A 14,658-nucleotide genomic window follows, 5' to 3' on the forward strand; every position below is an offset into this window, starting at 1 on the left:
CGATGGACCCATGCAGGAGAACCTTCACGGAAAGATCGCCCTGGTGGCGGGCGCGACCCGCGGGTGCGGGCGGGCGATCGCGGTCGAACTCGGCCGGGCGGGTGCGACCGTCTACGTCACCGGTCGCAGCACCCGCGCGCAGCGGTCCGAGATGGACCGGCCGGAGACCATCGAGGACACCGCCGACCTGGTCACCGCGGCCGGCGGCGAGGGTATCGCGGTGCGTGTCGACCACCTCGTGCCCGACGAGGTCAGGGCGCTGGTGGCGCGGGTCGACGCCGCGCACGGGCGGCTGGACATCCTGGTCAACGACGTATGGGGCGGCGACGGCTATGCCGAGTGGGGCAAGCCGCTGTGGGAGCAGTCGCTCGACGGCGGCCTGCGCATGCTCGAACTCGGTCTGCACACCCACATCATCACCAGCCACGCCGCGCTGCCGCTGCTGGTCCGTAACCCGGGCGGGCTGGTCGTCGAGGTCACCGACGGCACCGACGAGTTCAACCGCAAGTACCGCGACTCCTTCTTCTACGACCTGACCAAGACCTCGGTGTCGCGGATCGCGCTGGCCCAGTCCGCCGAGCTCAAGCCGTACGGCGGGACCGCGGTCGTGGTCACGCCGGGTTTCCTGCGCTCGGAGGCGATGCTCGACCACTTCGGCGTCACCGAGCGGAACTGGCGCGACGGGGCGGCCAAGGAGCCGCACTTCATTCTGTCGGAGACCCCCGCCTACCTGGGCCGGGGCGTGGCGGCACTGGCGGCCGACCCCGACCGCGCCCGGTGGACCGGCAGCTCGCTGTCCAGCACGGCGCTCGCGCGGGCGTACGGGCTCACCGACGTGGACGGCTCGGTCCCCGACATCTGGAGCTACTTCGCCGAGCACGGCACGGCCGAGAACGGCCCGATCGACCCTGCCGGCTACCGCTAGCCGGTGGTCGGGCACCCTCCGTGAGCGGTTGGCGGCGGATATGGCGTGACGCGGCCACATCAATATTGATGTACGTACAGCAAAAAAGATGTGGCCGCGCGCCGAGGTATGGCTGCGCGACTCAGGCGTGGCGGGCGGCGATCGCCGCGCCCACGGCGGCGAACTCGGCCCGCAGCTCTGCGGGGGCCAGGATCTCGACCTCGGCGCCCAGCGGAAGCAGCTGGCCGAGTGCGACGGTCGGTGACTCGACGGCCAGTTCCACCTCACACCAGCCCTGCGCGTCGGGCGGGCCGGTGTGCCGGATGGCCTCGCCACGGGCCGCGGGGTCGGTGACCAGCGGCAGCAGGCGCAGGCCGCGCGGGCTCACCCGGAGCCGGACCAGGTCGCGCAGCAGCGAACGGTCGAACGAGGCGGCCGACTCCGCCCACCACTGCGCGAGCCGGAACTGCTCGGGCCGCTCGAACATCTCGCCCGCCGCCTCGACGGCGATGACCCGGGCCAGCCGGTAGGTTCGCACGGCGTCGTCGGCCGGCACCCGGGCCACGAGGTACCAGACACCGGCCTTGAGGACCAGGCCGTACGGCTCCAGCTCGCGGCGTACCGAGCTGTCGGCGCGCCGGTAGCGCACGGTGATGCGGCGCTGCTCCCATACCGCCTCGGCGACGGTCATCAGGTGCGGCAGCTCCTCGCCGCGGTGGAACCAGCCGGGCGCGTCCAGGTGGAATCGCTGGGCGATGGTGCGGGCCCGGTCGCGCAGCGGTTCGGGCAGCGTCGCGAGCACCTTGGCCTGCGCGGCCAGCAGGACCGAACCGAGGCCCAGTTCGGCGAGCGCCTCCGGGGCCGCGCCGGCGAACAGCGCTGCCGCCTCCGCGCCGGTGAGCCCGTCGAGCCGGGTGCGCCAGCCCTCCAGCAGCCGGATGCCGCCGGCACGGCCAGGCTCGGTCCACAGCGGCACCCCGGCTGCCTGCAGCGCGGCGACGTCGCGGTACACGGTGCGCACCGAGACCTCGAACAGCGACGCCAGCTCGGCGGCCCGCACCGAACGCCGCTGCTGCAGCGTGAGCAGCAGCGACACCAGCCGGGAGGCCTTCATCCGCGAGGGCTCGGGTTCGCGTGCTCGCGTGCCGGACCCGGCGAGCCGCACCGGGTCCGGTCGCGCCCGCGGGCCGTCCGCCTGCCGCTCACAGCCCGGCCACGAACCCGTGCATGCAGCGGGTGACACGGACTAGGTTCTCCGCGCTGCGGACCGGGTCGTCCGGGTGCTCCAGCGCGTGGTCCGCGCCGGGCAGCTCCAGGCAGGCCAGGCCCAGGTCGTCGGCCAGCCGGGGGTCCCAGGAATGGTCGCCGGTGCCGCCGATGAGCTGGGTGGGCGCCTCGGTCGCCCCGAGTGCGTCGACCACCGAGGGGTGGAACAGCAGCGGCGTCAGCCAGATCGCGGGCAGGCGGCGCTCGGCGGCGACGGGCGCGGCGAACGTGCCCAGCGACTTGCCGACCAGCATGATCCGCTTCGCGGACTCGGCCTCGACGGCGGCGACGGCCTGTGCGACGGCCCAGGCGGCGCGCTCGTCCATGTCGATGGTGGCGGGCGGGGTCCACCACAGCTCCCGCACGCTCCAGCCGTGATGGGCGAGCACGTTGCGGGCCAGGTGCAGCAGCGGCCGGGCAGGCGTGTAGCCGCCGCCGGGCAGGATGATCGCCAGCCGGTCGGGGTCGGCCTGGTGGCGGTCGGGGAATCTCGGCCAGGGGTGCGCCGTCTCCGGGCGGGTCATGGCCCGATCCTAGGTCGGTTCGAGCGCGGGCGGCGGCCCACGCGGTCGGACCTACACCGGCAGCGGGCCGTCCCGGGTCCGGATTTCGCGCGGACGTGACCGCCGACCGGGCCGCGTTGTCGGGCTGATCGTCCAAGGTGCGCGTATCGATCAACTTCTTATGATCGTGGTCGATGTGGGCGACTGTCTCACCTGGACTGCTGGAGGAAACGTGCGCAAGTGGTATGCGGCGGCAATGGCGGCGCTGGGCCTGGCGGTGCTGCTGGCGGTGCCCGGCGCCGCGGGCGCGGGGGCGGGCGACACGGCGCGCGGCTGCGAGCGGCACTTCGACGCCGCGGTGGCGGACTTCGACGCGGTCTTCCTGGCCAAGGACCTGCCCAAGGTCATGGCGTACTACCACGACGACGCCGTGCAGATCGGCTCCAACGGGGCGTACCGCAAGGACAAGGCCGCCATCCAGGCCAACTTCACCGGGCTGTTCACCTATGACTTCACGGCCACGTTCCCCGAGGTGAAAAAGCACGTCGACGGCTGCCGCGGCGCGACGCTGGTGGTCGACTTCACGCTGGCCATCCCGTCGGTGGGCTTCAAGCAGCACTTCTACAACGCGCTCACCTTCGTCCGCGAGCGCGGCAAGTGGAAGATCATCCTGGATGTCAGCTCGCCGCTGCCGGTGGTCTGAGCGAGGCGCCCCGCCGCCATCGCCGACCGTTCGCCGGTCGGCGGTGGCGGGTCAGGTTGGTGACGTAACCCTCCCGGGGCTGGCGCCCGAGGGCCTCCACGCGGCATGGTGGCGGTCCGCGATCGGGTGACGAGGGGGTGCGGGCGGCGATGCCGGTCGGAGAGCACGTGGTGGCACGGGCACGTGAGCACGTCGCGGCCGGGACGCTGTCGGCCGCGCACGATCTGCTGTCCGCGGCGCTGGGCACGGTGCCCACCGACCCGGCCCAGGCCACCCCGGTCGTCGCCGAGGCGGTGGTGCTGCAGACCGGAGTGCTGCTCGGGCTGGGGGAGCCGTACGCCGCCCGGGGCTGGGCCGCGTACGGTTTCGCGGCGTCGCGGGCGCTGTACGGCGAGCGCGACCGGCGCACCCTGCACGCGCTCGGGCTGCTGGCCGCGGTGCTGGCCAGGGTGGGGGTGCATGCCCGCGCGGTGCAGCGCTACCTGGACCTCATCGCCGCGTACGCCGACCTCGACGGGCCGGACTCGGACCGGGTGCTGGCCGCGCGCGGCGACCTGGCCACCGTCGAGCACGCCCAGGGCCACTGCGTGACGGCGCGGCTGCGCCTGGCCACGGTGATCGACGAGCACCGGCGGCGGCACGGCTCGGCGCATCCGGTCGGCATCCGGATGCAGCTGCGGCTGGCTGCCATGTGGCGCGACTGCGGCGGCTTCAACGACGCGCACGAGCTGCTCACCGAGGCCCGCGAGCATGCCGCGGGGCTCGACCCCGCCGATCCGGTGCACACGATGATCACCGCGGCCGCCCGGGCCGTCGCCGACCCGCGCCACCGGTGCGGCGTCGGCCTGATCCCGGACACCCCGATCTCCCCGGTGGAACTCGCCGGGCAGCAGCGCCCGGCCCGGCCCGCGGAACCGCTGCCGGCTGTCGCGCCACCGCCCGACCCGGCTCCGGAGGACTCCTGGGCGCACCGGCTGCGCGACGTCGAGGCGCCTGCGGCGTGGACGGGCGACGTGCCGCCCGTCGCGCCGGACGAGACCGCCCGATGGACGCCGCCGCAGGAGGAGCAGGCCGCGGTGTGGGACCACCTGACCCCGGCCGGGTACGAGCCCCCGTCGGTGCTCGCCGCGCCCGCCTTCAGCTCGACCGTGTACCTGCCGCCGTACCTCACGCAACCGCCCGCGCAGTCCGCCGAGCCGGAGCGGGCCGCGGGCCGCCGGAAGGCCGAGCCGGTCGCGCGGCGGCTGCCGCAGCACACGTTGGTGCTGGTGGCGGCATGTGTCGGCATCGTCGCGGTCGCGCTGCTGTTCATGCTGCTGGTCAGCTCGGTTTCGCCGTAGCCGCGCACCCTCTAATATCGACGGCGGGCTCTGGCGGCCCCGGGAGCCGGGCCGCCCCTGATCTCGCCGACCGCGCCGTGCCGCGTCGGCGTCCTGTCTCGTACCAGCGTGGGGTCCTCCGCGTGGGCAGCGGGTGGCTTCGCGCGTCCCAGTGAGGGGATTCGCTCATGTCCAGGCCCACCGTGAGGGCAGCGCTGACGGCGCTGCTGGGCACACTCGTGGCCGCGACGGCCGTCGTCGTGGCCGCTCCCACCGGCAGTGCCGCCGCCGCCCCGACCCGCATCATGGCGCTCGGCGACTCGATCACCGGCTCGCCCGGCTGCTGGCGGGCGACGCTGTGGAACCGGCTGCAGAGCACCGGCTACACCAACATCGACATGGTCGGCACGCTGCCGGCGCAGGGCTGCGGGGTCGCCCACGACGGCGACAACGAGGGCCACGGCGGCTTCCTGGCCACCAACATCGCCAACCAGAACCAGCTGGTCGGCTGGCTGTCGGCCACCCTGCCGGACGTCGTGCTGATGCACCTCGGCACCAACGACGTGTGGTCCGACCTGCCCAGCACGCAGATCCTCACCGCCTTCGGCAAGCTGGTCGACCAGATGCGGGCCAGCAATCCGGCGATGAAGATCCTGGTGGCGAAGATCATTCCGATGAACCCGTCGAGCTGCGCCGAGTGCGCCGCGCGGGTGGTCTCGTTCAACAACGCCATCCCGGCCTGGGCGGCGGGCAAGACCACCGCGCAGTCGCCGATCACCGTGGTCGACCAGTGGACGAACTTCAACACCGCGACCGACACCTACGACGGGGTGCACCCCAACGCGGCCGGCGACCAGAAGATGTCGGACCGCTGGTACCCGGCGCTGACCGCGGCGCTCAGCGGGGTGACGCCGTCGAACCCGCCGTCCCCGTCGGCCTCGCCCAGCCCGTCGGCCTCGCCGTCGCCCTCGGTCTCGCCGAGCCCGTCGCGCCCGCCGTTGCCGTCCCCGTCGGGCGCCGCCGGCAAGTCGTGCACGGCGACGTACGTGATCGTCGGGCAGCAGTGGCCGGGCGGGTTCCAGGGTGAGCTGCGGGTGGTCAACAACGGCACGGTCGCGATCAGCGGCTGGTCGGTGCGGTTCACCTTCCCGAACGGCCAGGTGATCACGCAGAGCTGGAACGGCCAGTTCACCCAGACCGGTTCCTCGGTCACCGCGCTCAACGTCAGCTGGAACGGGCTGCTGGCACCGGGCGCGGGCACGGCCGCCGGTTTCCTGGCTAGCCAGACCGGCACCAACGGCACCCCCGTGCCTGTCTGCACCGGCCTCTGATAAAAATGGACAAAAAGGGCGTATCCGCAGTACGGATACGCCCTTTCCCCGCACCGTCGCTGACGCCTGCCGCCGTGTCGGCAACCGCCCTGGGCAACGTGGTACAACTGGGGGTCGTGAATCGGCGGATCATGTCCTTCAGATTCGGGTGAATACGGCCGGCCTGCGCCGGCTGTCGCTTTTACAGCCGGCGGCGGAGGGGAGGCCTCGGTGGCTCAGCAGCCGCTGGGCGAGACGCGCGTGCCATCGCGCGATCGCATCCTCACCATCCCCAACCTGATCAGCTTCGCCCGCCTGCTCGGCGTGCCGGTCTTCCTCTACCTCTTCCTGGTCGCCGACGAGATCGGCTGGGCCGTGGTCGTGCTGGGCCTGGGCGGCACCACCGACTGGATCGACGGCTACCTGGCTCGCCGGCTCGGCCAGGTGAGCCGCGTCGGCGAGCTGCTCGACCCGGCGGCCGACCGCCTCTACATCCTCGCCACGCTGCTCGCGTTCACCGTGCGCGACATCGTGCCCTGGCAGTTCACGGTCGCGCTGCTGGCTCGCGACGTGCTGCTGATGCTGACCTTCCCGGTGCTGCGCAAGCTGGGCTACGGCCCGCTGCCCGTGCACTACATCGGTAAGACGGCCACCTTCATCCTGCTGATGGGCTTCCCGATCCTGCTGCTCGCCTGGGCCGTGCCGACAGGCCCGATGCACACCATCGCGTACGCGAGCGGCTGGGCGCTGTGCTGGTGGGGCATCGTCCTGTACTGGATCGCGGGCATCTTCTACCTGGTGCAGTTCGCCGCGGTGGTGCGACGCTCCCGGCAGGTGGCGGCATGAGCGAGCGCAGCGAGCGAATCGGCAGGCTCGGTGCTGCCGTCGGTGAGCGCAGCGAGGTGACGGCGTGAGCGGCGGCCCGGAGTCGGAGCTGTCGCGGCAGGTGTCCACGCCGCCGTCGGGGCAGCGGGTGTGGCAGACGGACATGCTGACCGACCTGTTCCAGGACCCGCTCGACGGCGGATACACCGACGCGGCTCGTGCCCGCCGCGAGCGCGGACCGCTGCCGCCCGCCGCCCGGTGGACCCGCCGCGGCTTCACGGTGATCGCCTGCATGCTCATCGGCGTGCTGCTCACCGTGGCCTACCAGCAGGTCATCGCGCGGGCGCCGGCTCGGGCCACCACCCGCACCGAGCTGATCAAGGACATCCAGCGGCGCACCGCGGACACCGACAAGCTCGACCAGACCGCCGAGGGCCTCCAGGACGAGGTGAACCGGCTGCGGGAGCAGGCGCTGGACGACACGGCCATCGGCCGGCTGCGCGAGCTGGAGGCCGCGACCGGGGTGCGCAAGGTCACCGGCGACGGCGTGGTGGTCACCCTCACCGACGGTCCCAACGCGGGCACCGAGCGGCTGGCCCGTGTGCTCGACTACGACCTGCAGCAGGTCACGAACGCGCTCTGGGCCGCCGGCGCGGAGGCGATCTCGGTCAACGGCCGGCGGCTGACCTCGGTCACCCCGATCCGCACCGCCGGTTCGGCGATCCTGATCGGCAACGCGCACATCATCGGCCCGTACTCGGTGGCCGCGATCGGGCCCTCGGACATGGCGGACAAGTTCAACGACTCGGCGGCCGCGGAGAACTTCCGCAACCTGCGCGACGACAAGCGTTTCGAGGTCGGCTTCGACGTCGACGAGAAGGACGACCTGGAGTTGCCGGCGGCGGTGATGCCGCGGCTGCAGTTCGCCCGCGTGCCGCAGCCCTCGCCCTCCGGCTCGCCCGGACCCTCAACCTCGCCCTCGGGAGGTGGCAAGTGATCGCAGTACTGGCGTTGATCGCCGGGGTGGTGCTGGGCGTCGTGCTCAACCCCACCGTTCCGGACGCGCTGCAGCCCTACCTGCCGATCGCCGTGGTGGCCGCGCTGGACGCGGTCTTCGGCGGCCTGCGAGCCAAGCTCGACGGGATCTTCGACGACAAGCAGTTCGTGATCTCGTTCATCTCGAACGTCCTGGTCGCGGCCTTCATCGTGTACCTCGGTGACAAGCTGGGGGTGGGTGGCCAGCTGTCCATCGGCGTCGTCGTCGTGCTCGGCGTGCGGATCTTCGGCAACGTGGCGGCGATCCGGCGTCGGCTGTTCAAGGCTTAGGTGCAGCGGTGAGCGACGAGAAGACTCAGCCGATCGACCCCGGGCAGGGCGACGAGCCGACCGTGCCCGTGTCAAGCACGCCCGCCGACGCCGCGGACACCACTACGCCGGACACGGCGGCCGACGCCCCGGAGCCCGGCGACACGGACGAGCGGCCGGAAGCGGCGGACGCCCCCGACGACACCTCGAACGACGCCCCGGACGGGGCCGCGAAGCGGCGGCTCAGCGGCGCGGGCGCCGTCATCGGCCTGCTGCTGGTGCTGCTCGGCTTCACGCTGGCGGTCCAGCTCAAGAGCAACTCCGCCGACGAGGGTTACCAGTCGCTGCGCGAGGAGGACCTCTACGTCATCCTCGCCGACCTCGACTCGCGGGCGGCCCGGTTGCGCCAGGACATCGCCGAGCTGGAGGCGAACAAGCGCGAGCTGGCCTCCGGCGCGTCCAGCCGGGAGCAGATCCTCAAGGAGGCGCAGGAGCGCGCCGACGACCTGGGCATCCTGGCGGGCACCCTCAAGGCCCAGGGCTCCGGCATCACCCTGACCTTCTCCGACGGCGCCGAGCCGATCACCGCGGAGCACCTGGTCAACGCGGTCCAGGAACTGCGCGGCGCGGGCGCGGAGGCGATCCAGGTCGACGGGACCGGCGGCTCGGTGCGCGTGATCGCATCCACCCACTTCGTCGGCGCCGGCGGCGGTGGCATCGAGGTCGACGGGGTGCGGCTGACCGGGCCGTACACGGTGACCGCGATCGGCCCGGAGGACCTGGACAAGGCCATGGAGTTCCGCGGCGGGGTGGTTGACGATGTGCGCGGCGACGGCGGTAACGTGATCGTCAGTGATCCGCACCCGGTCGACATCACCACGGTGCGGGGCACGCCGAACCTGGAGTACGCGAAGCCCGTCTCCTGACGGGCACGGCCACACGACGGCCTGGAGCGAAAGGGCACGACCGTGATTCCTGAGGACCTGAAGTACACCGCCGAGCACGAGTGGGTCACCACGAAGGGCGGGTCGGTCCGGGTCGGCATCACCCATTTCGCGCAGGACGCGCTGGGCGACATCGTGTACGTGCAGCTGCCCGAGACAGGCCAGGTCGTGGCGGCGGGCGAGTCCTTCGGCGAGGTCGAGTCCACCAAGAGCGTCTCGGAGATCTACGCCCCGCTCAGCGGCACCGTGACCGCCCGCAACGAGGCTCTCGTCGACTCGCCCGACCTGATCAACACCGACCCGTACGGCGAGGGCTGGCTCGTCGAAATCGAGATCGCCGATCCGTCCGCGCTGGATGCGCTTCTCGACGCGGCAGCGTACCGTGAGCTGACCCAGAGCTGAACCTTCATTCAGGGGCGTGAATCGGGACCCGCGAGTCCGGTTGACCCTTCATTTCCAGGGTCGCTAGGCTCGCTCCCTAAGCTCGCCGCTGACGTCGAGTAATGCCCTACCCGGTGCCCATAGCAGTTCCACGGATACGTGGCCGATATGACCGTGAGGTGGTCCGATGACGCGACCAGACGACGAGTTCCCCCAGCTCGACGTCACGTCGACCCTGCACCTCGGCTCCCTGGAGGAGGCGCTGGAAGGGCCGGAGTCTGACGTAGTCCCGGGGCGGGTCTCGGGACAGCTGCCGCCGGGCATGGCCCTGCTGGTGGTGCGTCGCGGCCCCAACGCGGGCGCCCGCTTCCTGCTCGACCACGACGTGACGACGAGTGGCCGTCACCCCGACAGCGACATCTTCCTCGACGACGTGACGGTCTCCCGCCGGCACGCCGAGTTCCACCGGGACGGGTCCACGTTCACCGTGCGCGACGTGGGCAGCCTCAACGGCACGTACGTCAACCGGGAGCGGGTCGAGTCGGCCACGCTCAACAACGGCGACGAGGTGCAGGTCGGCAAGTTCCGCCTGCTGTACGTGGCCGGCCCGCGCGCCGAGGAGGCATGACAGCAGCGGTGCCGGCGTCGGCCGGCGGCGGGAGCGGGGCGGCGCGGGCACAGGCGCTGATGAGCATCGGTGAGGTGCTCGGGCTGCTGCGTTCCGATTTTCCGGACATCACCATCTCGAAGCTGCGATTCCTCGAGACGGAGGGTCTGGTGGAGCCGCAGCGCACGTCGTCCGGTTACCGCAAATACAGCCGCGAGGATGTGGCGCGGCTGCGTTTCATCCTTGCCGCGCAGCGTGACCAGTATCTGCCCCTGCGCGTCATCCGCGAGCAGTTGTCCGAAGGCGCGCACCTGACCCAGGCGCGTCCGACCCTGGTCGCGGTCGGCGACGACCACCGGCCCGAGGCCGTGGCTGAGCCGGTCGACGAGCGGCTGCGCCGCCAGGAGCTGTGCCGTCGCGCGGGGATCACCGAGGCGCTGCTGGCCGACCTGGAGCGGCACGGGCTGGTCACCGCGCGGGCCGGGGAGTGGTTCGACGGCGACGCGCTGGCGGTCGCCGAGGTCGCCGGGCAGCTCGCCGAGTACGGCGTCGAGCCTCGGCACCTGCGGGCGTACCGGGTCGCGGCGGACCGGGAGGCCGGGCTCTACGCCCAGCTGATCGCGCCGCTGATGCGCCAGCAGGATCCCACGGCCCGTGCGCGGGCGGCCGAGACGATGCGCGAGCTGACCGTCCTGTCGCAGCGCCTGCACGTGGCGCTGCTGCGTTCCGGGCTCAACGACGCGCTCGGCGGCTGACCGGCGGTCGTACGAGCCGACGGTGTGCGTGGGCGTGTAGCGTGCAGTAGGAGAGGCTGAGAGGCGCAGTGTCGTACGGTCCGCCGCGAGGCGGGCCCGCCGGACACCGGCCCCAGGCAGACGCGACGGAGGCGAGACGGTGCGCGAGCTGAGCGTGATCGGGGTAAGGGTCGAACTGCCCACCAACCAGCCGATCGTCCTGCTGCGTGAGGTGGACGGGGACCGCTACCTGCCGATCTGGATCGGCGCGGTCGAGGCGACGGCGATCGCCTACGAGCAGCAGGGGGTCAAGCCGGCCCGGCCGCTCACTCATGATCTCCTCCGGGACCTGCTGCAGGCGCTGTCGGCGCCGCTGAAGGCCGTGGAGATCGTCGAGCTGAAGGACAGCATCTTCTACGCCGACCTGCTCATCGGCGACTCGGTGCGGGTGTCCGCGCGGCCCAGCGACGCGATCGCCCTGGCGCTGCGGGTGGGCGCCCCGGTGCGCTGCGCGGAGCGCGTGCTCGACGAGGCCGGGATCATCATCCCGGACGAGCAGGAGGACGAGGTCGAGAAGTTCCGTGAGTTCCTGGAGCAGGTCCGGCCGGAGGACTTCGCCTCCTGATCAAGGAGGCCGGAGCACCCGTTAACGAGCGGGTCACCGAAAAGTGACGCTCCGGGTCTCGAATGTGGCGTGTCGCGGCGTTACCTCCCCGCCGGTCGGCGCGATCCGCTATAGGCTGGTCCAAGTCGACACTCAGCGGGAGGTAGTCGCATGAACCAGCTCCATGATCCGCAGTCGCCTGGTAGTGAGCCAGGTCGTCCCGGTGGTGCGGCCGCGTTGCGCGGCGGTGTCGCGGAGGATGCGGACTCGGACGTGCAGGGCGGTTCGCTCGGCTATCGGGGCGTGACGGCCTGCCACGCGGTGGGCATCAGCTACCGGCAACTGGACTACTGGGCCCGCACCGGGCTGGTGGTGCCGAGCATCCGCGACGCGTCCGGCTCGGGCACCCAGCGCCTCTACTCGTTCCGCGACCTGGTCGTGCTGAAGGTGGTCAAACGGCTGCTGGACGCCGGGGTGTCGCTGCAGAACATCCGGCGCGCGATCGAGACGCTGCGGGCGTACGACGCCGACGACCTGGCCACCATCACGCTCATCTCCGACGGCACCTCGGTGTACGACTGCCGCTCGCCGGAGGAGGTCGTGGACCTGCTGCAGGGCGGGCAGGGCGTGTTCGGCATCGCCATCGGCGGCGCGTTCAAGGAGATCCAGGGCTCGCTGTCGCACCTGCCCGCCGAGCGCGGCACCGAGGTCGAGGAGGCGACGGTCACCCCGTTCGCGCCGGCCGTGCTGCCGCTGGGGGTCACCGACGAGCTGGCCGCCCGCCGGGCGCGCCGCCGGGCCGGCTGAGTTTCCGGCACCCCCGTGTGACCGGCGTCACGGCCGGGCGGTAAGAACTTCCCATGCTGGTGCAACCCGACGTCCTGCGTCGTTGGCTGTGGACGGCGGCTGCCGCCGTGGCGGCGTACGCGCTGCTGACCTTCGCGGTCGAGGCCACCTGGTCACCGCTGGTGGAGCGCGATGCCGTCGTCAGCGCGGCCGCGCACCGGCTGGCGCTGGAGTATCCGATGTGGCGGTCGGCGATGACCGCGGTCACCCGCACCGGTGACACCGTCGTGCTGCTGTCGGTGCTCGCATTCACGCTCGGATTCCTGCTGCGCCGCCGGCTGCTCACGCAGCTGGGATTCGTGTGCGCGGCGGTGGCGGCCAGCGCGGCGTTGCGGCTGACCGTGCACGCGCTGGTGGCCCGGCACCGGCCGGAGGAGATGCTGGGCCTGGCGGCCGGCTGGTCCTACCCGTCCGGGCACACCAGCCACTTCGCGACCGCGGCGTTGCTGCTGCTGGTGCTCGCCTGGCCGCTGCTGCGGGCCCGGTGGCAGCGGGTGGCGCTGGTGGCGGGGGTCGGCGGCTGGGCGCTGCTGGTGGGGGCGAGCCGGGTGGCGCTGGTGGTGCACTGGCCGTCCGATGTGCTCGGCGGCTGGCTGGTCGCGCTGGCGGCGGTACCGCTCGCGATCGTGACTCACGCTATGTTGCGTAATCACTCCCGTCCGTAATCTTACATTGTCGTACGTGCATATCTGCTGCCAGTCTGGTCACCCGGCGGTCCACAGGGGACCGCGGGAGACGCGAGGGGTGGCACCGATGGCACGACGCTGGCTGGTGACGGGATGCTCGACCGGGCTGGGCCGGGCGCTGGTGGAGCGGTTGGCGCAGGCGGGTGAGCGGGTGGTGGCCACGGCCCGCCGGCCCGAGACGCTGGCCGACCTGGCCGAGCGATACCCCGGCACGGTGCTCACGCTGGCGCTGGACGTCTGCGACCCGGTCGCCTGCGCGGCCGTGGTGGCCGCCGCGGCCCGGCACTTCGGCGGCGTCGACGTGCTCGTCAACAACGCCGGGTACGGCCAGTGCGGCGCGGTGGAGGAGGTCTCCGACGGGGAGTTGCAGGCGCAGTTCGCGACCAACGTCTACGGGCCGTGGCGGCTGGCCCGGCTGGTGCTCCCGCTGTGGCGGGCGCAGGGCGGCGGGCACGCGATCTTCGTCTCCTCGATCGCGGGCATGGTGCCGTTCCCCGGGCTCGCGGCGTACACGGCCAGCAAGTTCGCGCTGGAGGGCCTGGCCGAGTCGCTGGCCCAGGAGTCCGCGCACCTGGGCGTGAAGGTCACCATCGTGCAGCCCGGTGGGTTCAGCACCCTGTACGGCGTGTCGGCGGCCATGCCGCGCCAGCGCGTGGCCGCCTACGAGCAGGTCGAGGGACCGATGATCGAGGGCCTGCGCGGCATGCGCGGCAACCCTGACCTCAACCCGCCGGAGCTGTTCGCCGAAGCCGTGCACCGCCTGGTGGACCTGCCCGAGCCCCCGCTGCGCCTGCCCGTCGGCGAGGACGCCGGCCAGTTCCTCACCATGGCCCTGACCGCCCGCACCAAGGAATTCGAGGACGTCACCGCCGCCCGCCTCCACGTGGCCGCCTGAGCCCGGGTCAGTCGCGCAGGGCGTCCTCGACGCCGGTCTCGTGGCGGCCCAGGAACACCGGGTCGCGGTCGGTGACCACGTCGAGCATGGCTTTCACGCAGGCGCCCTGCTCACGTACGACCGCCTTGGTCCAGAAGGAGCCGAAGCGGCGGGCGGTGTCGTCGCCTACCCCGGTGGCGTCGATGCCCGCCTCGCGGCACAGCGCGACGGCCCGGTCGATGTGGTAGCTCTGGGTGATCACGATGAGCTGCCGCACCCCGAACACCCGGACGGCCCGCTGGCAGGAGTCGTACGTGTCGAAGCCGGCGTGGTCGGCGACCACCTTGCGGTCGGGCACCCCGCGGTCGATCAGCCACTGGCGCATGGCGTCGGGCTCGTCGTAGGTCCACTGGCCGTGGTCGCCGGAGACCAGCACGGCGCGCACCTTGCCGGTCTCGTAGAGGCGGCGGGCGATGTCGAGGCGGGCCTCCAGGAAGCCCGACGGCGAGCCGTTGTCGTGCACCTGCGCGCCCAGGACCAGGGCGACCGGGGCCTCGGGCACGTCCTGCGCCGTGTACACGTGCCCGGCGGCCTGCCAGCGCACCCAGCCGATGCTGCCCACCAGCGCGAGCACCGCGGCGAGCACGCCGAGCAGCACCGCCCGGCGCGCGACACGCCACCCGCGCCGCCTCGCCGACTCGGCCACCGTGCCGGCCTCCGGCAGTTCGGGCGCGCCGGTGCCGTTCTCGGGATGTTCCAGGTGGGACGCCATGCGCGGCATCATCGCGCATGCCCGCCACGCTGGGCGACCCGCATCCGGGGCCACTAGGGCGATTCGCGGCTGTTG

Annotated in this window: 18 protein-coding genes; 15 read left to right on the plus strand and 3 right to left on the minus strand. The window is 72.3% G+C overall.

The features are described 5' to 3' along the window. The first annotated feature begins 10 nt into the window (after nucleotides 1–10). Complete coding sequence (locus AB0B66_RS31475) at nucleotides 11–925, plus strand: SDR family oxidoreductase (protein WP_360536804.1); 915 nt, start codon at nucleotides 11–13, stop codon at nucleotides 923–925. 121 nt (nucleotides 926–1,046) lie between these two features. Here AB0B66_RS31475 and AB0B66_RS31480 read toward each other — a convergent pair whose 3' ends face one another. Both AB0B66_RS31480 and AB0B66_RS31485 read right to left on the minus strand, forming a co-directional pair. Continuing rightward, nucleotides 1,047–2,018 (minus strand): WYL domain-containing protein, encoded by a 972-nt coding sequence (locus AB0B66_RS31480; protein WP_360536806.1) that lies wholly within the window; start codon nucleotides 2,016–2,018, stop codon nucleotides 1,047–1,049. An 88-nt stretch (nucleotides 2,019–2,106) separates the two neighbouring features. After that, nucleotides 2,107–2,694: an alpha/beta hydrolase gene (locus AB0B66_RS31485; protein WP_360536808.1), complete on the minus strand. Its 588-nt coding sequence runs from the start codon at nucleotides 2,692–2,694 to the stop codon at nucleotides 2,107–2,109. Between the two features lie 211 nt (nucleotides 2,695–2,905). Here AB0B66_RS31485 and AB0B66_RS31490 point away from each other — a divergent pair, with 211 nt between their 5' ends. From AB0B66_RS31490 to AB0B66_RS31555, 14 genes are all read left to right on the plus strand, one after another. Further along, nucleotides 2,906–3,376 carry a nuclear transport factor 2 family protein gene (locus AB0B66_RS31490; protein ID WP_360536810.1) on the plus strand — a complete coding sequence of 157 codons (471 nt, stop codon included), beginning with the start codon at nucleotides 2,906–2,908 and terminating at the stop codon, nucleotides 3,374–3,376. A 170-nt stretch (nucleotides 3,377–3,546) separates the two neighbouring features. Further along, nucleotides 3,547–4,716 (plus strand): hypothetical protein, encoded by a 1,170-nt coding sequence (locus AB0B66_RS31495; RefSeq protein WP_360536812.1) that lies wholly within the window; start codon nucleotides 3,547–3,549, stop codon nucleotides 4,714–4,716. A 167-nt stretch (nucleotides 4,717–4,883) separates the two neighbouring features. After that, entirely contained in the window at nucleotides 4,884–6,026 is a 1,143-nt protein-coding gene (locus AB0B66_RS31500) for a cellulose binding domain-containing protein (RefSeq protein ID WP_360536814.1), read from the plus strand. A gap of 210 nt (nucleotides 6,027–6,236) precedes the next feature. After that, nucleotides 6,237–6,851, plus strand: a complete 615-nt coding sequence (locus AB0B66_RS31505) for a CDP-alcohol phosphatidyltransferase family protein (RefSeq protein ID WP_360536816.1) — start codon at nucleotides 6,237–6,239, stop codon at nucleotides 6,849–6,851. Nucleotides 6,852–6,915: 64 nt separating this feature from the next. Continuing rightward, nucleotides 6,916–7,827: a DUF881 domain-containing protein gene (locus AB0B66_RS31510; RefSeq protein ID WP_360536818.1), complete on the plus strand. Its 912-nt coding sequence runs from the start codon at nucleotides 6,916–6,918 to the stop codon at nucleotides 7,825–7,827. Next, on the plus strand, nucleotides 7,824–8,156 hold the full coding sequence (locus tag AB0B66_RS31515) for a small basic family protein (RefSeq protein WP_203698454.1): 333 nt from the start codon (nucleotides 7,824–7,826) through the stop codon (nucleotides 8,154–8,156). Before AB0B66_RS31510 ends, AB0B66_RS31515 begins: the two co-directional genes overlap by 4 nt. Before the next feature lie 8 nt (nucleotides 8,157–8,164). Beyond that, entirely contained in the window at nucleotides 8,165–9,061 is an 897-nt protein-coding gene (locus AB0B66_RS31520) for a DUF881 domain-containing protein (protein ID WP_360536820.1), read from the plus strand. 42 nt (nucleotides 9,062–9,103) lie between these two features. After that, nucleotides 9,104–9,481: a glycine cleavage system protein GcvH gene (gene gcvH, locus AB0B66_RS31525; protein ID WP_360536822.1), complete on the plus strand. Its 378-nt coding sequence runs from the start codon at nucleotides 9,104–9,106 to the stop codon at nucleotides 9,479–9,481. 166 nt (nucleotides 9,482–9,647) lie between these two features. Further along, on the plus strand, nucleotides 9,648–10,088 hold the full coding sequence (locus AB0B66_RS31530) for an FHA domain-containing protein (protein ID WP_120315525.1): 441 nt from the start codon (nucleotides 9,648–9,650) through the stop codon (nucleotides 10,086–10,088). Continuing rightward, on the plus strand, nucleotides 10,085–10,822 hold the full coding sequence (locus tag AB0B66_RS31535; RefSeq protein ID WP_360536824.1) for a MerR family transcriptional regulator: 738 nt from the start codon (nucleotides 10,085–10,087) through the stop codon (nucleotides 10,820–10,822). Before AB0B66_RS31530 ends, AB0B66_RS31535 begins: the two co-directional genes overlap by 4 nt. A gap of 139 nt (nucleotides 10,823–10,961) precedes the next feature. Beyond that, the gene (locus AB0B66_RS31540; protein ID WP_203698458.1) at nucleotides 10,962–11,426 is read left to right on the plus strand and encodes a bifunctional nuclease family protein; all 465 of its coding nucleotides are present in this window, start codon (nucleotides 10,962–10,964) and stop codon (nucleotides 11,424–11,426) included. A 150-nt stretch (nucleotides 11,427–11,576) separates the two neighbouring features. Further along, a complete protein-coding gene (locus AB0B66_RS31545; protein ID WP_360536826.1) occupies nucleotides 11,577–12,212 on the plus strand; it encodes a MerR family transcriptional regulator in 636 nt (211 codons plus the stop codon). Nucleotides 12,213–12,265: 53 nt separating this feature from the next. Next, complete coding sequence (locus AB0B66_RS31550; protein ID WP_360536828.1) at nucleotides 12,266–12,916, plus strand: phosphatase PAP2 family protein; 651 nt, start codon at nucleotides 12,266–12,268, stop codon at nucleotides 12,914–12,916. An 88-nt stretch (nucleotides 12,917–13,004) separates the two neighbouring features. After that, entirely contained in the window at nucleotides 13,005–13,832 is an 828-nt protein-coding gene (locus AB0B66_RS31555) for an SDR family NAD(P)-dependent oxidoreductase (RefSeq protein ID WP_360536830.1), read from the plus strand. Between the two features lie 7 nt (nucleotides 13,833–13,839). Here the strand turns inward: AB0B66_RS31555 and AB0B66_RS31560 are convergent, their stop codons facing one another. Further along, nucleotides 13,840–14,583 (minus strand): ElyC/SanA/YdcF family protein, encoded by a 744-nt coding sequence (locus AB0B66_RS31560; RefSeq protein ID WP_360536832.1) that lies wholly within the window; start codon nucleotides 14,581–14,583, stop codon nucleotides 13,840–13,842. Nucleotides 14,584–14,658: the final 75 nt, after the last annotated feature.

Origin of the sequence: Catellatospora sp. NPDC049111 (genome assembly GCF_040648615.1) — a bacterium.
Classification (GTDB): domain Bacteria; phylum Actinomycetota; class Actinomycetes; order Mycobacteriales; family Micromonosporaceae; genus Catellatospora; species Catellatospora aurea.